Origin of the sequence: Nonomuraea muscovyensis, assembly GCF_014207745.1 — a bacterium.
Lineage (GTDB): Bacteria > Actinomycetota > Actinomycetes > Streptosporangiales > Streptosporangiaceae > Nonomuraea > Nonomuraea muscovyensis.
The window spans coordinates 2,647,221-2,665,693 of record NZ_JACHJB010000001.1; the positions used below are offsets into that span (position 1 = coordinate 2,647,221).

Annotated in this window: 20 protein-coding genes; 7 read left to right on the top strand and 13 right to left on the bottom strand. The window is 71.9% G+C overall.

Features of this window, described 5'->3' with window-relative positions:
• Window positions 1–46: 46 nt before the first annotated feature.
• Window positions 47–487, top strand: coding sequence for a MarR family winged helix-turn-helix transcriptional regulator (locus FHU36_RS12515; protein WP_185083879.1), 441 nt, complete (start codon window positions 47–49; stop codon window positions 485–487).
• 25 nt (window positions 488–512) lie between these two features.
• Here the strand turns inward: FHU36_RS12515 and dnaN are convergent, their stop codons facing one another.
• The 3 genes from dnaN to FHU36_RS12530 all read right to left on the bottom strand — a co-directional run bounded on the left by dnaN (window position 513) and on the right by FHU36_RS12530 (window position 3,775).
• Window positions 513–1,613, bottom strand: a complete 1,101-nt coding sequence (gene dnaN, locus FHU36_RS12520) for a DNA polymerase III subunit beta (RefSeq protein WP_185083880.1) — start codon at window positions 1,611–1,613, stop codon at window positions 513–515.
• Window positions 1,614–1,694: 81 nt separating this feature from the next.
• Window positions 1,695–2,345: a response regulator transcription factor gene (locus FHU36_RS12525; protein WP_185083881.1), complete on the bottom strand. Its 651-nt coding sequence runs from the start codon at window positions 2,343–2,345 to the stop codon at window positions 1,695–1,697.
• The gene (locus FHU36_RS12530; RefSeq protein WP_185083882.1) at window positions 2,342–3,775 is read right to left on the bottom strand and encodes a sensor histidine kinase; all 1,434 of its coding nucleotides are present in this window, start codon (window positions 3,773–3,775) and stop codon (window positions 2,342–2,344) included. Before FHU36_RS12530 ends, FHU36_RS12525 begins: the two co-directional genes overlap by 4 nt.
• 110 nt (window positions 3,776–3,885) lie before the next feature.
• Here FHU36_RS12530 and FHU36_RS12535 point away from each other — a divergent pair, with 110 nt between their 5' ends.
• Together FHU36_RS12535 and FHU36_RS12540 are read left to right on the top strand one after the other, a co-directional pair.
• A complete protein-coding gene (locus FHU36_RS12535; protein ID WP_185083883.1) occupies window positions 3,886–4,791 on the top strand; it encodes an ABC transporter ATP-binding protein in 906 nt (301 codons plus the stop codon).
• On the top strand, window positions 4,788–5,522 hold the full coding sequence (locus tag FHU36_RS12540) for an ABC transporter permease (RefSeq protein WP_185083884.1): 735 nt from the start codon (window positions 4,788–4,790) through the stop codon (window positions 5,520–5,522). Before FHU36_RS12535 ends, FHU36_RS12540 begins: the two co-directional genes overlap by 4 nt.
• A 14-nt stretch (window positions 5,523–5,536) precedes the next feature.
• Here FHU36_RS12540 and FHU36_RS12545 read toward each other — a convergent pair whose 3' ends face one another.
• Window positions 5,537–6,442: an SMP-30/gluconolactonase/LRE family protein gene (locus FHU36_RS12545; RefSeq protein WP_185083885.1), complete on the bottom strand. Its 906-nt coding sequence runs from the start codon at window positions 6,440–6,442 to the stop codon at window positions 5,537–5,539.
• Window positions 6,443–6,507: 65 nt separating this feature from the next.
• Between FHU36_RS12545 and FHU36_RS12550 the strand changes: the two genes are divergently transcribed.
• Together FHU36_RS12550 and soxR are read left to right on the top strand one after the other, a co-directional pair.
• Entirely contained in the window at window positions 6,508–6,960 is a 453-nt protein-coding gene (locus FHU36_RS12550; protein ID WP_185083886.1) for an Lrp/AsnC family transcriptional regulator, read from the top strand.
• On the top strand, window positions 6,957–7,439 hold the full coding sequence (gene soxR / locus FHU36_RS12555; RefSeq protein WP_185083887.1) for a redox-sensitive transcriptional activator SoxR: 483 nt from the start codon (window positions 6,957–6,959) through the stop codon (window positions 7,437–7,439). Before FHU36_RS12550 ends, soxR begins: the two co-directional genes overlap by 4 nt.
• Before the next feature lie 52 nt (window positions 7,440–7,491).
• On the opposite strand, the gene FHU36_RS12560 is transcribed toward soxR, so the two are convergent.
• Genes FHU36_RS12560 through FHU36_RS12585 form a run of 6 tightly spaced genes read right to left on the bottom strand, consistent with a single transcriptional unit; the run spans window position 7,492 to window position 14,002 of the window.
• On the bottom strand, window positions 7,492–8,517 hold the full coding sequence (locus FHU36_RS12560; protein WP_246502026.1) for an ABC transporter ATP-binding protein: 1,026 nt from the start codon (window positions 8,515–8,517) through the stop codon (window positions 7,492–7,494).
• The gene (locus FHU36_RS12565; protein ID WP_185083888.1) at window positions 8,510–9,529 is read right to left on the bottom strand and encodes an ABC transporter ATP-binding protein; all 1,020 of its coding nucleotides are present in this window, start codon (window positions 9,527–9,529) and stop codon (window positions 8,510–8,512) included. Before FHU36_RS12565 ends, FHU36_RS12560 begins: the two co-directional genes overlap by 8 nt.
• Window positions 9,526–10,497: an ABC transporter permease gene (locus tag FHU36_RS12570; RefSeq protein ID WP_185083889.1), complete on the bottom strand. Its 972-nt coding sequence runs from the start codon at window positions 10,495–10,497 to the stop codon at window positions 9,526–9,528. Before FHU36_RS12570 ends, FHU36_RS12565 begins: the two co-directional genes overlap by 4 nt.
• A gap of 14 nt (window positions 10,498–10,511) precedes the next feature.
• On the bottom strand, window positions 10,512–11,438 hold the full coding sequence (locus FHU36_RS12575; protein ID WP_185083890.1) for an ABC transporter permease: 927 nt from the start codon (window positions 11,436–11,438) through the stop codon (window positions 10,512–10,514).
• 11 nt (window positions 11,439–11,449) lie between these two features.
• Window positions 11,450–13,027 carry an ABC transporter substrate-binding protein gene (locus FHU36_RS12580; protein ID WP_185083891.1) on the bottom strand — a complete coding sequence of 526 codons (1,578 nt, stop codon included), beginning with the start codon at window positions 13,025–13,027 and terminating at the stop codon, window positions 11,450–11,452.
• A gap of 45 nt (window positions 13,028–13,072) precedes the next feature.
• Entirely contained in the window at window positions 13,073–14,002 is a 930-nt protein-coding gene (locus tag FHU36_RS12585; RefSeq protein WP_185083892.1) for a 5-dehydro-4-deoxyglucarate dehydratase, read from the bottom strand.
• Window positions 14,003–14,096: 94 nt separating this feature from the next.
• Here FHU36_RS12585 and FHU36_RS12590 point away from each other — a divergent pair, with 94 nt between their 5' ends.
• Entirely contained in the window at window positions 14,097–14,879 is a 783-nt protein-coding gene (locus tag FHU36_RS12590) for an IclR family transcriptional regulator (protein ID WP_185083893.1), read from the top strand.
• 68 nt (window positions 14,880–14,947) lie between these two features.
• Here the strand turns inward: FHU36_RS12590 and FHU36_RS12595 are convergent, their stop codons facing one another.
• Together FHU36_RS12595 and FHU36_RS12600 are read right to left on the bottom strand one after the other, a co-directional pair.
• Window positions 14,948–15,610, bottom strand: coding sequence for a response regulator (locus FHU36_RS12595; RefSeq protein ID WP_185083894.1), 663 nt, complete (start codon window positions 15,608–15,610; stop codon window positions 14,948–14,950).
• Complete coding sequence (locus FHU36_RS12600) at window positions 15,607–16,734, bottom strand: sensor histidine kinase (RefSeq protein ID WP_185083895.1); 1,128 nt, start codon at window positions 16,732–16,734, stop codon at window positions 15,607–15,609. The genes FHU36_RS12595 and FHU36_RS12600 overlap by 4 nt, the downstream gene beginning before the upstream one ends.
• A 214-nt stretch (window positions 16,735–16,948) precedes the next feature.
• Here FHU36_RS12600 and FHU36_RS12605 point away from each other — a divergent pair, with 214 nt between their 5' ends.
• Complete coding sequence (locus FHU36_RS12605) at window positions 16,949–17,371, top strand: DUF6223 family protein (RefSeq protein WP_185083896.1); 423 nt, start codon at window positions 16,949–16,951, stop codon at window positions 17,369–17,371.
• A 212-nt stretch (window positions 17,372–17,583) separates the two neighbouring features.
• Here FHU36_RS12605 and FHU36_RS12610 read toward each other — a convergent pair whose 3' ends face one another.
• Window positions 17,584–18,459, bottom strand: coding sequence for an IS982 family transposase (locus tag FHU36_RS12610; protein WP_185083897.1), 876 nt, complete (start codon window positions 18,457–18,459; stop codon window positions 17,584–17,586).
• Window positions 18,460–18,473: the final 14 nt, after the last annotated feature.

Consider the following 18,473-nt stretch of genomic DNA (forward strand, 5'->3'; position numbering starts at 1 on the left):
ATAACTAGTGATTATCAAGATAAGTGACTAATTGGGAGGCGTGGTCGTGCGCAGAAGTGAGCGCAAGCAGCAGGATCCCGACCTCGGCGTCCTGGCCGGGCGCACGCTGTTCGGGCTGCAGCGGGAGCTGTTCGCCGCCGTGGCCGAGCAGGGGCACCCGGAGCTCAGGCCGCGGCACGGCGCGGTGCTGGCCTACCTGGACGAGGAGGGCAGCCGGGCCACCGACCTGGCCACCCAGTCGGGGCAGCACAAGCAGGTCATCGGCACGCTCGTGGACGAGCTGGTCGCGCTGGGATACGTGGCACGCCGGCCGGACCCGGCCGACCGGCGCGCCAAGCTGATCGTGCCGACGGCCAAGGGGCTGGACCACATGGTCAAGTCGGACGCGGCCGTGGCGGCGATCGAGGCTCGGCACGTCGAGGCGGTGGGCGAGGAGGCCTACGCCGAGTTCAAGCGGGTCTTCAAACAGGTGGCGGGGCGCTACTAGCCCTCGGGATCCGGGGGCGGTCGGGTCAGGTGCCCTGGCGGAGGGACATGACCAGGTAGCGGAAGGCGGGGTCGCCGTCGCCCGGCACGTCCTGGATCAGGGCCGGCCGGGTGGACGACTGCATGTTGATGCGGGCCAACTCGCTCTCGATGCCGGTGAGGCCGTCGAGCAGGAAGTGGGACTGGAAGGCGATCTGGATGTCGTCGCCGCGCAGGTCGCACTCGACCACCTCGGAGCCGCGGCCGATGTCGCCGCCGCCCGCCTGGATGAGCACCTGGCCCTGGGTGAACGACAGCCGGATCGCGGTGTTGCGCTCGGCCACCAGCGCGACGCGCTTGATCGCGTCGACGAACGGGCCCACCCGGACGTCGGCCCTGATGGACCAGTCGGCGGTCAGCCGGGTGCGGTAGTCGATGAACTGCTCGTCGAGCAGCCGCACGGTGGTGCTGCGGCCGACGCTCTCGAAGCCGGCCACCCCGTCGCCCATGGCGACCTGCACCTCGCCGCCACGCAGTGACTTGGCCACCTCGACCAGCACGCGGGCGGGCACCATGGCGGAGACGGCCACGTCGGGCCGGGCGGGCCGCCAGGCGAACTCGCGCGCGGCGATCCGGTAGCGGTCGGTGGCGGCCATCGTGACCGTCTCGCCCTCGATGTCGACGCGGATGCCGGTGAGCATGGGCAGCGTGTCGTCGCGGCTGGAGGCGGGCGCGACCTGCCCGACGGCCGAGGCGAACACCCCGCCGCCGACCGCGCCGATGCTTGGCGGCATCGTCGGCATGGTCGGGAAGTCCTCGATGGGCATGGTGACCAGGCCGAACTCCGCGCTGCCGCAGGTCAGCACCGCCTCGGCGCCCTCGGTGACGATCTCCACCTGCTCGCCGGGCAGGCTGCGGCTGATCTCGGCCAGCAGCCGGCCGGGGATGAGCACGCCGCCCGCCTCGGCCACGTCGGCGTCGATCCTGGCCCGCGCCGAGACGTCATAGTCGAACGCCGACAGCGTCAGCTCGTCGCCGGCCTCGATGAGCAACCCGGAGAGCACGGGCATCACAGGACGGCTGGGCAGGACCCTGGCGGCCCACGCCACCGCGTCAGCCAGTACATCGCGGTTAACCCGGATTTTCACCTGATCGACCCTTTCCTCTCGCCTGCCTCCTCCGAAGGTATCGGGTGGGACCGACAAACCCGGCCGGCGGTCGCCGGGAGGTCAGCGGCTGTTGAGGTAGGCGAGGACCGCCAGGACGCGCCGGTTGTCGTCGTCGGAGGGGGCGAGGCCGAGCTTGGCGAAGATGTTCGCGGTGTGCTTGGCGACGGCGCTCTCGCTGAGGTAGAGCCGCTGGGAGATGGCGGCGTTGGACCTGCCCTCGGCCATGGCCTCCAGCACCTCGCGCTCGCGGGGCGTCAGGGCGGCCAGCGGCTCGTGGCGGGCGTTGCTGGCCAGCAGCTTGGCAATCACCTCGGGGTCCATGGCCGTGCCGCCCTCCGCCACCCGGCGTACGGCGTCGACGAACTGCTCGGCGTTGAAGACCCGGTCCTTGAGCAGGTAGCCGATCGCGCCGGAGCCGTCGGCGAGCAGCTCGCGGGCGTAGAGCTGCTCGACGTGCTGGGACAGGACGAGGACGGGCAGCCCCGGCACCTGCCGGCGGGCCGCGAGCGCCGCCTGCAGCCCCTCGTCGGTGAACGTGGGCGGCAGCCGCACGTCCACTACGGACACGTCGGGGCGCAGCTCGACCAGCCCCTTGAGCAGCTCGGGCCCGCTCTCCACGGCCGCCACGACGGTGAAGCCGTGGGCCTGGAGCAGGTGGACCAGGCCGTCGCGGAGCAGGTAGAGATCCTCGGCGATGAGGACGCGGCTCATGCGCGGAACCCTGGGCGACGCGGCGACGCCTCGACCATCCAGCGTCCCCTGCTGTGGGCGGCGGGGATCGTGAGCGCCAGGACGTACATGGAGACACCCACCGCGATCATCAGCAGGATGGCCGGCCACTGCCACGGGCCGGGCAGGTAGAGGGCGAGGAACCACGACCTGGTCGGGATCTCGAAGGTCTTGAAGACGGCGGCGACGACGCCCTGCGGGAAGGTGGGGCACCAGGCCGTCAGCCAGAGGAAGACGACCAGCGCGGCCTTCCAGCGCGGCATCCTCGGCAGGTTGCCCGCCCAGTGCTCGGGCAGCACGCGCGGCAGATCCATGGTCACGGAGGTCGGCCCGCCGGGCGGGCTGGTGATGGCCATCACCCCGTCGAAGGCGGCGAGCCGGCGTTCGATGCCGGTCAGGCCGCTGCCCCCGCTCGGGTCGGCGCCGCCCAGCCCGTCGTCGGTCACGCTCACCCGCAGGTCTGCGTCGTGGACGCGGACGTCGACGGTCGCCGAACGGGCGTCGCCGTGCCGTGCGGCGTTGGCCAGCAGTTCGCTGACCGCGAAGTAGACGGCGGCCTCCACCGGGGGCTCCGGGCGGTGCGGCAGGTCCACCTCCACGCTCACCGCCAGCGGGCTGTCCATGGCCAGCGCCCGCACGGCGTCGGCGAGCCCGCGCTCGGCCAGCACGGGCGGGTGGATGCCCCGGATGACCCGGCGCAGCTCCGTCAGGGTGTCGGCGGAGGCCTCCCTGGCCTTGGCGAGCAGCGCCCTGGCCGAGGCGGGGTCATTGTCGATCAGCTCCTCGGCGGCGCCCAGGGTCATGCCGATCGCCACCAGCCTCGCCTGGGTGCCGTCGTGCAGGTCGCGCTCGATGCGGCGCATCTCGGCGGCCTGGGAGCCGACCGCGAGGTTGCGCGCCTGGTTGAGGTGGGTGACCTGCCCGGCCAGCCGGCTGGCCGTGGTCGGCGCGAGCAGCAGCTCGCACCACAGGGCGTACAGGCGCAGTCCGCGCCCGGGAACGACCAGGAGCAGCGGCAGCAGGCAGATCTTGATCAGCGGGTCGAGCAGCAGCCACAGCCCGTCGCGCCAGGTGGCCGGGTCGCTCAGCATCCACGTCCACCTGGCGCTCCAGGCGGGGATGCGCGGCGTCCGGTAGAGCGTCCGATCGGAGCGGTACATGCCGTCCGGCCCCGGCTGCGGGGGCGGCGGTTCCGGCAGGTACGGCGGGTCGATCACGATGCCCGTCCAGGCGGCGGACCGGCGGCGGGCGTCCTGCGCGAGCCCCCGCACCAGCCGCACGTGCGGCGGATAGAGGAAGACCATCCCCAGCGCGAACGCCAGCAGGAGGAACACCACGGACACCAGCACCACGGCGGCCTGCACGACGATCAGCCCGAGCAGGGTGAGAGCCCGGCCGTACCTTCTCAGCATGCCCCCAAGTCTGCGCGACCCGCCCGGTTGCGGACACTGCACCTAGGTACACCTTCGCCCGGCACCCAGCCGCATTCCGCGCGGAAGGCGCCGTTTCTACCGTCGATGTCATGAAGGTGATCGAGGTCAGCAACCTCCACAAGCGCTACCCCGCCCATGTGGCGGTGGACGACGTGTCGTTCGAGGTCGCCGAGGGGGAGATCTTCGGCATCCTCGGCCCGAACGGCGCCGGCAAGACCACCACGGTCGAGTGCGTCGCGGGGCTGCGCGTCCCCGACGGCGGCACCGTCCGGGTGGCCGGGCTGGACCCGCACCGCGAGCGGGACGGGCTGCGCCGCGTGCTCGGCGTGCAGCTCCAGAGCGCCGCGCTGCCCGAGAAGATCAAGGTATGGGAGGCCCTGGACCTGTACGCCTCCTTCTATCCCGACCCCGCCGACTGGGCCGAGTTGATGGACCGGGTCGGGCTCGCCGACAAACGGGACACCGCGTTCGCCAAGCTGTCCGGGGGGCAGCGGCAGCGGCTGTCCGTGGCCCTGGCGCTGGTGGGCAGGCCACGCGTGGCCGTGCTCGACGAGCTGACCACCGGCCTCGACCCGCAGGCCCGCCGGGACACCTGGGAGCTGGTCGAGCAGGTCCGCGCGTCCGGCGTGACGATCGTGCTGGTCACGCATTTCATGGAGGAGGCCGAACGGCTCTGCGACCGGATCGCGCTCATCGACAAGGGGCGGGTCGCGGCCACCGACACCCCGGCCGGGCTCATCGCCCAGGTGAACTCCGGCCAGCGGGTGCGGTTCAGGCCGTCGGCGCCGGTGGCCGACGGGCTGCTGCTGACACTGCCCGAGGTGCGCGAGGTCACCAGGAACGGCGACCAGGTCGTGGTGTCCGGCTCCGGCAACCTGGCCGCCGCCGTCACGCTGGCGCTGGCCGAGCACCAGATCATCCCCGCCGACCTGCGCATCGAGCAGGCCACGCTGGACGACGCGTTCCTCGCGCTCACCGGAAGGAAGCTGTCTTGAAGAAGTTGCTCCTCGTCGAGACCAAGCTGTACCTGCGCGACGGGGGGACCGTGGTGTTCAGCCTCGTGCTTCCCGTGCTGCTGTTGCTGGTCATCGGCAGCATTCCCGCCATGTCCCAGCCCGATCCGGCGTTCGGCGGCGAGCGCCTGATCGACACCCAGCTGCCCGCCATGATGACGCTGCTCGCGCTGCTGACGCTGGCGTTCACCGTGCTGCCGGCCGTCCTGACCACCTATCGCGAGCAGGGCGTGCTCAGGCGGATGTCCACCACGCCGGTCCACCCGGGCCGGATGCTGGCGACACAGCTCCTCATCAACCTGGCGCTGGGGACCGTCGCGGTGGTCCTGCTGGTCGTGTCCGGCAGGCTGGTGCTGGGGACGTCCATGCCCAGGCAGCCGGTCGGGTTCGTGCTGGTGTTCCTGCTGGGCACGGCCGCGCTCCTGGCCATGGGGCTGGTGATCGCGGCTCTGGCGCGCACCGGGAAGGCGGCGCCCCTCATCGGGACGTCGGTGATGTTCCCCCTGATGTTCGTGGCCGGCATGTGGTTCCCGCGCGAGGTCATGCCGGACGCGCTGCGGGCGGTCAGCGACTTCTCGGTGGCCGGGCCGTTCGCCCAGGCGCTGCGCGACACCTGGGCCGGCGGCTGGCCGGAGCCGCTGCACCTGGGCGTCATGGTCGGCGGGCTGGTGCTCTTCGGCGGGCTCGCGGTGCGGCTCTTCCGCTGGGAGTGATCAGCTGGGAGTGATCAGCCCCACACCGGCCGGGCTCCCGTCACGTTCAGCATCAGCGAGTAGAGCGAGGTGGAGGCGGCGATGAACAGCCGGTTGCGCTTGGGCCCGCCGAAGACCAGGTTGGCGACGTGATCTGGCAGGTGCAGCATGCCGATCAGCGTGCCGTCGGGGTCGTAGCAGTGCACGGCCTTGCCCACCGCCGCCCAGACGCGGCCCGCGTCGTCGAGGCGCAGCCCGTCGGGTTTGCCCTCCCCCGTCTCGGCGAGCACCGCGCCGCCCGACAGCGCGCCGTCCGCGTCCACGTCGAAGACCCGCAGGTGCCTGCGGCGCGTGTCGGCCACGTACAGGCGGCTCTCGTCCGGGGAGAACGCCAGGCCGTTGGGCCGCTCGAAGTCGTCGGCGACGATCTCGACCCGGCCGGTCACCGGATCGGCCCGGTAGACGTGGCAGCCGTCGATCTCCTGCTCGGCCCGGACTCCCTCGTAGTCGCTGGTGATGCCGTACGGCGGGTCGGTGAACCAGATGGAGCCGTCGGAGCGCACCACGACGTCGTTGGGGCTGTTGAGCCGGTTGCCCCGCCACCGGTCGGCGATCACGGTGATGGAGCCGTCGTGCTCGGTGCGGGTGACCCGCCTGTTGCCCTGCTCGCAGGACACCAGGCGGCCCTGGCGGTCGAGGGTGTTGCCGTTGACGTAGCCGGCGGGCCGCCGGAAGGGGCCCACGGCGCCGGTCATCTCGTCCCAGCGCAGCATCCGGTCGTTGGGGATGTCGCTCCAGACCAGGAACCGGCCGGCCGGGAAGTAGACCGGGCCCTCGGCCCAGCGGGTGCCGAAGTGGAGCCGCTCGACCACGTCGTCGCCGGCGACCCCGGCGAAGCGCTCGTCCAGCGCCTCGAAGTGGGTGGGGATGGTGTCCATCATGCCTGCAGCTAACAACACAGGATGAGCTTTGGTCAAACGCCGGAATGGCGAGATAGCATATGGCAATGGATGAGATCGACAGGAAGCTGATCGGCCTGCTTCAGGAGGACGCGACCCGGTCGTACGCGTCGCTCGGCAAGGAGGTGGGGCTGTCCGGCGGGGCCGCCCACGAGCGGGTGCGCAAGCTGCGCGAGCGCGGGGTGATCAGGCGCACCACGATCGAGGTGGACCCGGCGGCCATCGGCCGCGACGTGGTGGCGTACGTGCTGGTCGACGGCGGCACCTGGATGGGCGACACGGCCGAGCGGCTCGCCGCGATCCCGGCCGTCGAGGAGGCGCACGTCATCGCTGGCCCGGCCTCACTCCTGCTCAAGGTCCGTACAGCGGGCACGCGCCGGCTCCAGGAGGTGCTGCGGCAGGTGTTCGAGGTGGAGGGGGTCACCAGCACGCAGACGGTCGTGGTGCTGGAGACGTTCTTCGAGCGCCCCAGCGATCCTCAAGTAGAGTTGAGGTTATGACCAGGGCGGCGTGGAACTCCAAGGAGCTGACCGTCGGGCAGCTCGCCGAGCGCAGCGGGGTCGCCGTGTCGGCGCTCCACTTCTACGAGGCCAAGGGCCTCATCTCCAGCCGCCGCACGGCCGGCAACCAGCGACGCTACACCCGCGACACGCTGCGCCGGGTGGCGTTCGTCAGGCTGGCCCAGCGACTCGGCATCCCGTTGAAGACCATCAGGGACGCCCTGTCGGCGCTGCCGGAGGAGCGCACGCCGACGCGCGACGACTGGGCGCGGCTGTCGGCCACCTGGCGGGCCGAGCTGGACGACCGCATCGAGCAGCTCCAGCGGCTGCGCGACGACCTGACCGACTGCATCGGCTGCGGCTGCCTGTCGCTCGACCGGTGCGTGCTGGCCAACCCCTACGACCGGCTGGGCGAGGAGGGGCCGGGCGCCCGGCGCATGGACACCCGCATCTGCCCGCCCCAGGGCCGCTGCACCTAGCGGCACCCTGCGACTTTCGGGCCGCGCCCCGCCGCCGGTCTCGTCCCGGGCGTCACACCTCCTGGAGGGGGAAGTGGCACGCGGCGGCGTGCAGCGGCTCGTCGCCGGACGACTCCAGGGGCGGCACGGCCTGGGCGCAGACGTCCTCGGCCCGCCAGCAGCGGGTCCGGAACCTGCACCCCGACGGCGGGTCGAGCGGGGAGGGCACCTCGCCCTTGAGCAGGATGCGCTCGCGCCGCACGCCCGAGGTGACGTCGAGCACGGGCGCGGCGGACATCAGCGCCGCGGTGTACGGGTGACGCGGATGGTCGAACACCTGCTGTGTCGGCCCGGTCTCGACGACCTTGCCGAGGTACATCACCGAGACCCGGTCGGCGACGTGGCGGACGACGGACAGGTCATGCGAGATGAACACGTACGACACGCCCAGCCGGGCCTGCAGGTCGGTGAGCAGGTTGAGCACCTGCGCCTGCACCGACAGGTCGAGCGCCGACACGGGCTCGTCGCAGACGATGACGTCCGGTTCGAGGGCGAGCGCGCGGGCGATCCCGAGCCGCTGGCGCTGGCCGCCGGAGAACTCCTGAGGGAAGCGGCGCGCGTCGCCGGCCCGCAGCCCCACCATCTCCAGGAGCTCGGCCACCCGCCTGCCGCGTTCCTTCGCCGGCACCAGGTCGCGGTGCGTCCGCCACGGCTCACCGATGATGTCCTCGGCGCACAGCCGGGCGTTCAGCGACGCGAACGGGTCCTGGAACACCATCTGCACCCGGCGACGCCACCTGAGCAGCTCCTTGCCGCGCAGCGCGAACGGGTCCACGCCCTCGAACCGGACCGAGCCCTGGTCGGGGCCTTCCAGCATGAGCAGCACCCGGGCGAGGGTCGACTTGCCGCAGCCGGACTCCCCCACCAGGCCCAGCGTCTCGCCGTGCCCCAGGCGCAGGTCGACACCGTCCAGCGCGCGCAGGCGGTTGCGGCCGGAGGCGCCGCGGGCCACGTGGAAGGTCTTCGTCACCCCCGTCACGTCCAGCAGGGGAACGGCCGTCTCTCTCGCCGCGAGCGCCGGCATGGCAGGCTCAGTCATCGGCCAGCTCCCTCCAGTGGTGACACGCGGACCGGCGCCCGGGTCCGGACTCGACGAGGACCGGGCGGCTCTCGGCGCACACGTCGGTGGCCATCGCGCAGCGCGCCCGGAAGGCGCACCCCGAAGGCACCGCGTGCAGCTCGGGCGGGCTGCCCGGGATGGACTTCAGGGTGGCGCCGCGGGCCACCTCCGCCGGCACCGAGTCGAGCAGCCCCCGCGTGTACGGGTGCCGGGGCCTGGCGAACACGTCCGCCACCCGCCCGGTCTCGACGACGGATCCGGCGTACATGACGGCCACGTGGTCGGCCTGCTCGGCCACGACCGCGAGGTCGTGGGTGATCAGGATGAGCGCCGTCTGCTGCTCGGTGCGCAGCTCGCGCAGCAGCTCCATGATCTGGGCCTGCACGGTGACGTCGAGCGCGGTGGTGGGCTCGTCCGCCAACAGCACCTTGGGGTGCAGCGCCACCGCCAGCGCGATGAGCAGCCGCTGGCGCATGCCGCCGGAGAACTGGTGCGGGTACGCCCCCACGCGGGAGCGCGGCTCGGGGATGCCGACCCGTTCCATCAGCTCGACGGCCCGCTCCTTCGCCGCGCGGCGCGACAGCCGCTGGTGGATCCGGAACGGCTCGGCCAGCTGGGCGCCGACCGTCTGCACGGGGTTCAGCGCGGTCAGCGCGTCCTGGAAGACGATGGACAGGCCGGGACCGGCCAGCTTCCGGCGCCGCGCCGGCGCCAGGCCGAGGATGTCGGTCCCGTCCAGGCGCACCTCCCCGCCGGCGACGTGGGCGACCGGGTCGAGCAGGCCGACGATGGCCTGTGCCGTCATGCTCTTGCCGCAGCCGGACTCGCCCAGCAACGCCAGCGTCTCGCCGGAGCGGACGGAGAAGCTGACCTCGCGCACGGCTCGGACCGTCCCGGCGGGGGTCCGGATGTCGACCGCCAGCTCGTCGACCTCCAGCACCGGGCGGCCGGCCGCGGCGGACCCGCCGGCCTCGACCTGCGCCTCGGTCATGCTCGCACCTCCTTGGCCAGGGCCTTGTTGCCGCGCCGCGAACGGGGCAGGGTGAGCCGCCACCGCTGGCCGGGGTCCATCGCGAGGCGGGCCCAGGAGGCGAGCACGGTCGCCGAGACGGTGGTCACGACGATGGCCAGACCCGGGAAGACGGCGATCCACCAGGCGCTCTGCAGCGCCTGCCGGCCCTGGGCGACCATCAGGCCCCAGCTCATGTCCGGCGGCTGGATGCCGATGCCCAGGAAGCTCAACGACGACTCGGTCAGCATCACGAAACAGAAGTCCAGGGTTGCGACGGTGAACAGGGTGGGGAGCACGGTCGGCGCGACGTGCCTGGCGATGATCGCCCAGCTCCCGGTGCCGAACGTCCGCGCCGCGTCGACGAACAGCCGGCTCTGCAGCTCGGCCGACTCCGCCCGCGCGGCCCGCAGGTAGATCGGGATCCTGGCCACGGCCAGGACGAGGACGATGTTCACGGCGCTCGGCGAGAAGACGTACAGCACGACCACGGCCAGCAGCAGCGACGGGAAGCTGAGGATGACGTCGGCGATCCGCATCGAGACGCTCTCGCGCCAGCCGCGGTGGTATCCGGCCCACATCCCCCAGACCGACCCGATGACGAGCGAGATCACGACGGCCGGGACCGCCACGGAGAGCGTCGTGCCGCTCGCCACGACGAGCCGGGCCAGCAGGCTGCGCCCGAGCGAGTCGCTGCCGAGCACGAACGCCCAGCCGTCGTCGAGGCTGAAGGGCGGCCGGTTGACCGCGCGCAGGTTCTGCCGGGTGGCGAGGTCGCCGAGCAGCAGCGGCCCCACGATGGCGCAGGCGGCCACGACCAGCAGGATCACCACGGCCAGGCAGGCGAACCGGTCCCGCAGCAGCAGCCGCCACCAGATGGCCCGGCGGGCGGCCGGCCCCGCCGCGGGCGGGTCGGCCGGGCGTTCGAGCCCGGCCTGAGTCGTGGGCATGAGGTCTCCGTTCGTCACGTCGTCACGCCCTGGCGGACCCGGGAGTCCAGAAGCGCGTAGCAGGCGTCGATGACGATGTTGAGCGCGAAGATGGTGATGGCGGTCACCAGGACCGCGGCCTGCAGCACCGCGAAGTCACGCTGCAGGATCGAGGTGATCATCAGCTTGCCGATGCCGGGCCAGCCGAAGATGGTCTCGACGACCACGGCCCCGTTGACCAGGCCGACCGTGAGGTCGCCCGCCACGGTGAGCGCCGGAGGGGCGGCGTTGCGCAGCGCGTGGCCGAAGACCACCCGCAGCTCCCCCGCGCCCTTGCTCCGGGCGACCTTGATGTAGGGCGCGGACAGGGCGCTGACCATCGCGCCGCGCACCACCTGCACGAGCACGCCGAACGGCCGGATGAGCAGGGTGAGCACCGGCAGCACCCAGGCCAGCGCGCCGACCGTCCCCGAGGTGGGCAGCCAGCCGAGCGCCACGGCGAAGACCAGGACGCCCATGATGGCGAACCAGAAGTCCGGCATGCTGGCCGCGGTCGTGGAGGTGAAGCTGGCGATCCGGTCGGCCGCCGAGTTGGGGCGGTAGGCCGCCCAGCTCCCGACGGCGATCGCGCCGAGGATCGCCAGGATCATCGTCGCCCCCGCCAGTTGCAGCGTGGCCGGGAACGCCCGCAGCACGGCCTCGGCCGCGGGCTCCGCCGTCCGCAGCGACTCGCCGAAGTCCAGCCGGACGACCTGGGCCAGGTACTCGCCGAACTGGACGTACAGCGGCTGGTCGAAGCCGTGGCGGGCGGCGAACTCGGCACGCATCTCCGGCGTGGCGCTGAGGGGCAGATAGAGGTTCGCCGGGTCGCCGGTGAGGCGGGCCAGGCAGAACACCCCGAGGATCACCACGACCAGCGGAATCGCGCTGGAGGTGATGCGACGCCGCAGGAAGGTCAGCACACTGGTTCCTCTCAGCCGGCCGGGTGCATGTCGGCGAGGCGCATCTCGTCGTTCGTCGCGGCGTTGGGCTTGTAGGTGACCCGCGGTGACAGGGCGAGGATGCCCGTCATGTGCGCCAGGACCGCGTCCCGTACGACGTCCTTGCTCTGGTGCTCCAGCGCCTTGGCGAACGCCGTCTGCCGCTCCTCCCCGGAGGCCTGCTCCGCGGCGGCGATCATGCTGTCGAGCTCGGAGGTGCCGTAGCTGCTCTGCGCTCCCTTGCTGCCGTAGATCTGGCCCATCGTGAACGCCGCGTCACCGGCCTGGTTGCCGTGCTGGGCCTGGAGCAGCGTCGGGCCGAGGTTCTTGGGGAACGGGCGCAGCAGGTACTCCAGCCAGGCGTTCACGTCGAGCATCTCGATCTCGACCTTGAGCCCGGCCTCGATCAGGGAGTTCTGCACGACCTCCATCGCCTCGGCGGCCTTGGGGTAGATCCCGTTCCGGCCGATGATCTTGATGGGGGTGTCGGTGGGGACGCCGGCCGCCTTGGCCTCCGCGACCAGCTTCTTGGCCTGGGCCATGTCGTGCGGCCAGGCCTGGACGGCGCTGCTATGACCGGTCACGCCCTCGGGGACGAGCTGCCCGGCCGGCTTGCCGAGCCCGGCGAAGACCGAGGCGACGAGGCCGTCCCTGTCGATGGCGTAGTTGATCGCCTGACGGACGCGGATGTCGTTCAGCGGCGCCTTGGTGGCGTCGATGCGCAGGTAGGAGGTCTCGTTGTTGGGGTACTGCACGGCCGAGTCGCCGGCGCCGTCCTCCGGGGCGAGGCCGATGGCCACGTCCGCCTCGTCGCTCTTGACCATGGCCGCGCGGATGCTGCCCTCCGCGCGCCAGACGTACTCCGCCGCGGCGAACTCGGGGGCCTTGCCCCAGTAGCCGGCGTGGCGCTCCAGGCGCAGGCTGCGGCCCGTGTCCCACTTGGCGATCTTGTAGGGGCCGGTGCCGACGGGCTCGCGGACCTTGCCGGTCGCGCTGGTGGTGGCCGGCACGATCTCCACGAACGACAGCCGCAGCGGGAGGATCGGGTCCGGCTTGGCCGTCTTCACCTTGAGGGTCGTGTCGTCCACGGCCGTGGCCGTGAGCTCGATGCCGCCGAAGACGTAGCCGTCGACGTTGCAGTCGATCTCGGAGCCCACCGTGCGGTCGATGGAGAACGCGGCCGCCTTGGCGTCGAAGGCCGTGCCGTCGTGGAACTTCACGCCCGGCCGCAGGGTGAAGGTCCACTCGGTCGGCGAGTCCTGCTTCCATTCGGTCGCGAGCGCCGGCTGGAGCCGGCCGGTGCCCGGGTCACGCTCGGTGAGCGCCTCGGTGATGTTGGCCCGGGTGACGCGCCCCGTGGCGGTGAGGGACGCGTCGCACGGCTCCAGCGTGGGCGGCTCCTCCGGGAGCACGATGCGGACGGTGTTCGCCGCCGCGCCGCCGGACGAGGTCTCCGGGCCGCTGTTGGCGACCGAGCACGCGCCGGCGGACAGCATGGCGCCGAGCGCCAGCAAGGCGGAAGCCGCCTGCCGCCGGCGGGGGGTGCTCGGCACTCGCATGGTCTTGATCATGATTCCTCCGAAATCGCCTGCTCCCGGTGCCGGGAGGGCCACGTGCTATGCGACCGGTGTCGCGCTGACGGCGGCGAGGCCGCGGTCGATGATGCGGGCGAGCTGCTCGCGGTGCTCCGGAGCGACGTCCGCCAGGGGCGGGCGGACGGGACCCGCGGACCGGCCGCGGATCTCCAGGCCGGCCTTGACGAGGGCGACGGCGTAACCGGGGGTCGTGTCGCGAAGTTCGGCGAGCGGGGCGTAGAACTCGCGCAGCAGGAGGTCCTGCGTCACGTCATCGCCGTTCTGGAACGCCGTGAAGAACGCGCCGGCGACCTCCGGCAGGAACGCCAGCGCCGCCGAGGAGTAGGCGCGGGCGCCGAGGCCGGCGTAGGCACTGGCGAAGATCTCGGCGGTCGGCATGCCGTTGAGCAGGGCCAGCCGGCCGCCGGTGGCGGTGCGGATGCGCTGGAGCAGCTCCATGTCACCGTACCCGTCCTTCAGGGCGACGATGTTGTCGATCTCGGCCAGCTCGGCCACCGCGCCGGGCGAGAAGATCGCCGTGCCGCGCTGGTAGAGGATGACGTCCAGGTCCGTGGCGGCGGCCACCTCCCGGTAGTGGGCGACGAGTCCGGCCGGCGGGCCGACCTGCAGGTACGGCGGGAGCGCCAGCAGGCCGTCGGCCCCGGCGGCCTGCGCCGCGCGGGCGAACTCCACGGCCGTCCGCGTGCCGCCCCCCACTCCCGCGAGCACCGGGGTCGCGCCGGCCACGTGCTCGACGGCGGCCCGGACCACGTCCTCGTGCTCGGTGGCGGTCAGCGAGGCCAGCTCTCCGGTGCCGCAGGCGACGAAGATCGCGCCGGGCCCGGCGGCGAGCACGTCGGTGAGGTGCTCCTTGAAGCAGGGCAGGTCGAGGTCCCCCGTGTCCGTGAACGGCGTGACGGGGAACGCGAGCAGGCCGGTCAGGGAGGCGGCTCGCGAAACGGCGGCGGACATCAATGGAAACCTCTTGTCTACATATAGAGACACCGTCTATACTTGTAGCCCGAGACATTAAGTTGCTGTTTCCATAAACGTCAAGAGGTGACAGATGGGGCAATACGTCCCGGACCTGTCGGCCGAACCGGCCGAGGCCGGGGGCGTCCGCAGCGTGAAGTCCGCCGAACGGACCATCGCGGTCCTCGAATACCTCAGCTCGGCGAAGGACGCGCGCACGCTCCGCGAGGTCACCACCGACTTAGGGCTGCCCCGGGCCAGCGGCTACGCGCTGCTCACCACGCTGGTGCAGACAGGCTGGGTCGAAACGGACGGGACCGGCCGCTACCGGCTGGGCATCCGCGCGCTCCGCGCCGGGGAGTCGTACGTCGAACGCGACGACGTCGTCCAGCGGGCACAGCCGGTGATGGACGCCCTGCACGACGAGCTCGGTGAGACCATCCACCTGGCCCGCCTCGACGGCGCCGAGGTCGTCTACCTGGCCACCCACATCTCCCGCCACTCCCTCGCCGTCGTCTCCCGGCCCGGCCGGCGCCTGCCCTGCTGGACGACCGGGCTCGGCAAGGCCATCCTCGCCGGCCGGCCCTGGGAGGAGGTCGACGCGCTCCTGCCGGAGGTCATGGAGGCGCGCACCGTCCACACGATCACCGACCGGGCGGCGTTCCGCGCCGAGTTGGAGGAGATCCGGCGCCGCGGCCACGCGGTCGACGAGCAGGAGTCGACCATCGGCCTGCGCTGCTTCGCCGTCGCCCTCGACTTCGGGCCCGTCCCTCACGAGGCGCTGAGCTGCTCCATCCCCATGGTCCGCCTCGATCCCCAGCGTGAGGAGGCGATCGTCACGGCGCTGCGCCGGGCACGGGCCCGGATCATCCGCTGAGCGGACGCGGCTCAGGACAGGGCGAGACCGGCGAGCTGGGCCCTGCCCGCTTGGGAAGGGCCCAGATGTCAGGAACCGCGCGGGGTCACCAGGCCGGACTCGTAGGCGAGGACCACGAGCTGGGCGCGGTCGCGGGCGTGGAGCTTGGCCATGGCTCGGTTGACGTGGGTTTTCGCGGTCTGCGGGCTGATCACCATGCGGTCCGCGATCTGGTCGTTGGACAGACCCCGCGCGACCAGGGCGACAGCCTCACGTTCGCGGTTGGTGAGTTCTTTCAGCCCCGTGTCGGTGGCGGTGTTGAGCGGCTGGGTGACGTACCTGCTGATGAGTTTGCGGGTGATCGACGGGGCGAGCAGCGCGTCACCGCGCGCGGCGACGCGTACGGCGTGAAGGAAGTCTTCGGGCACGATGTCCTTGACGAGGAACCCGGCCGCGCCGGCGCGCAGCGCGTTGAAGACGTATTCGTCGAAGCCGTAGTTGGTCAGGATGACGACGTGCACCCCGGCCAGGTCCGGGTCCGCGGCGATGCGCCGGGTCGCCTCGATGCCGTCGACGACCGGCATCTGGATGTCGATGAGAGCGACGTCGGGCAGATGTTCCTTGGCCAGGGCCAGGCCCTCCATCCCGTCGCCGGCCTCGGCCACCACCTCGATGTCGTCCTCGAGGTCGAGGAGCGCGCGGAATCCGCTGCGCAGGAGCGGCTGGTCGTCGACCAGCAGGACACGGATCATGACGTCCGGTCCACAGGGAGTTCGGCCTGGACGGTGAAGCCGCCCTCGCCGCGCGGCTCCGCGCGCAGGCGACCGCCGAGGGCGGTGACGCGTTCGCGCATCCCGAGCAGCCCGACGCCGGGCACCGGGGCGGTGTCCGGTGTGGCCTTGCCGTCGTCATCGATGCGTACCGCGAGGGCGTCCGGACGGCAGTCGATCCGGACCGACGCGGTAGCCGCGGCGGAATGCCGGGCGACGTTGGTGAGCGACTCCTGAACGATCCGGTAGACGGTCCGGCTCACGGCGGCCGGCACGTCCTGTCGTTGCCCTTCGATCGTCAGCGTCGCGTCCAGGCCGATGGTGCGGGCCCGTTCCACCAGTTCAGGGACGTGGTCGAGCCCACGCGGCGGGGTCGTGTCGTCGTCGCGCAACGCCTGCAGCGTCGCGCGCAGTTCCCGGGTCGCCTCACGTCCGGCCTCCTGGATCGCCAGCAGGGCCTCCGGCACCTGTTCGCCACGCCTGCGGGCCACGTGGACGGCGACCTCGGCCTGCACCTTGATGATCGAGATCTGGTGGGTGAGCGAATCGTGCAGCTCCCTCGCGATGTGCAGCCGCTCCTCGTCGGCGCGGTGCCGCGCGGTCTCCTCCCGGGTGCGCTCGGCTTCCTCCGCCCGCCGCTCGGCCTGCCGCAGCGCTTCGCCCGCGGCGCCGGCCGCGATCAGCCAGGCCAGCTCAAGGGCGCCTCGGGCCTGCGCGAACGCCTCGCCCGTGTCGTGCAGGCCCGAGGCCAGGGCGGCGAGGGGAAGAGCGGCCAGCACGGCCACGCTCGCCGCCACCGTGACGGTGCGATGGCCCGCCCGTACGGCGGCGTACACCGCGAACAGGTACGCGACGGCGGGCGCGTCGAAACCGGCCGCCTGATAGCCCACCGCGCACAGCCCGGTGACGGCCAGGACGGGGACCGGAGCCCGGCGGCGCGCGGCCAGCACCAGGCCGCCGGCCACCAGCAGCGCGTAGCCGAACAGGTCGAGGTTCGTGGCGGAGTTCTGCCCGGACAGCCCGGTGACCAGCAGCGCCGCCGCCACGCACACGGCGATCGCCCAGTCTTTGAGACCGGCCCGGACACCGGACCGTCCTGTACTCATGCGCGCACCCTAGCCGGATGTCCGCGCGGGCGACTCCTGCGCGCGGATGACCGACCGCTACCGCACCCGCGGTACCTTCGCGGCTCCTGCGGCTCCTGTGGCAGCCGGCTGCGGCATCGGCGGCAGCGCGAACTGCCCGCGTCCGCTGGACGACCGGCGAGGGGTCCGGCGGAGATGATCGGGCGAACGCCCGTAGTAGAAGGAGGAGCACCTCATGTCAGTCCGATTTGTGCTTGCCGTGGCCGGAGCCGCCCTGCTCGGAGTTTTCGAGCTTGCCACACCGGCGGCCGCGCACGTCCTGGTCCAGCCGGACCCCGTCAGTGCCTACGCCTTGACCTCCGGGCGTCTCTGGTCCGCGGTGGGCGCGCTGCTGGGGCTGGTCGGCGTGGTCATCGGCGGGCTGGCTCTGGCCCGCTCCGCCGGTCGTATCGGCACCGGCACCGGCGGACGCGGGGCCGTCGTGGCCCTGGTGGCGGGGCTGGCCGGCGCGGTCATCGGCGCGCTGGTCGTGGCCGCCGCCGACGGTGGTCCCGGCACCGGCTACGGAATAGTCGGGGGCTACGTGGCCCTGGTGGTGGGGCTGATCGCCATGGTCCTCGGCGGGCTGGCTCTGGCCCGCTCCCGCCGCACCAGTTGACCATCGGTGGCCCCGAGCCGCGGGATTCCCCCGGCGGAGCCTCCAGTGTGGTCGCCGCCCGCATCCAGGAGACCACCGCAGAGTGCTGCCCATGCTCATTGGTCACACGGATTTGCTGGGACTGTGCTCATGGTCGGCCGGAAGTGTTCACGGGATCGCGGAACCCGCACCCGCTCCGCCTAGATGATTGATGCCAAGGGGTCTGGTTACGGTTAGTGGTCGTAGGCGATCAGGGATCGCTTGATCGGCTGACCGGTCTTGTCGGCGTGCCAGATCGCTGTCGTCAGCGCGAGGACGCGGGCCAGTACGCGGATGATGACGCCGGCCGGCGTACGTCCTCCGTGACGTTCCAGGTCGAGCTGGCTCTTGAAGGTCTGGTTGATCGACTCGATGGTCTGGCGTAACGGCTTGAACAGGTGCGCGCCGGCCCGTTCCGGCTCGCCCCGGCGGGCCGAACGCAGCAGGCGCAGATCACGTTCGGTGAGTTCTTGTTCGAAGGCTCGGCCGTAGTACTGCCGGTCAGCGATGAGCGTCTGCCGTGGATGGGCGGCCACCACGTCAGGGGCGGCCTCCAGCATGCCCAGCAGCACCTCGCGCTCGTCGGCTTTGGCACCGCTCAGCGCGAACAGTACGGGCAGCCCGCCCAGGGTGCACAGCAAGTGCAGCCGTAACCCCCAGAAGTACCGTGAGTGACTGGCGCAGTAGCCGTACTCGGCCCATCCGGCAAGCTCGGAACGCTGGGTGGTATCGCGGGAGCGGCCGCATTCCACAGGGGTGGAGTCGACAACCCAGACATCGTCGCTCCAGAGTGAGGTGTCGGAAGCCAGCATCCTGGTCATGTGTGTGACCAGCCCGGACGCCTGCCGCAGCCGCCGGTTGTAGCCGGACTGGCCTGGGATGTACGGGAACATCCCGCTCAGCTCGGCACGGGCGTGACGCAGCCGGCGGCGTTCGGAGGTGAAGCCCAGCAGCGCTGACAGCACCGCCAGGGCGACCAGCTCGGCGTCACTCAGCGTGGGCGCGATGCCGATCTTCGGCCGCCACGGTGCCAGGTGCGGCTGGGCCTTCAACGCATCGTCGATCTGCACCTACAGTGCGGTTG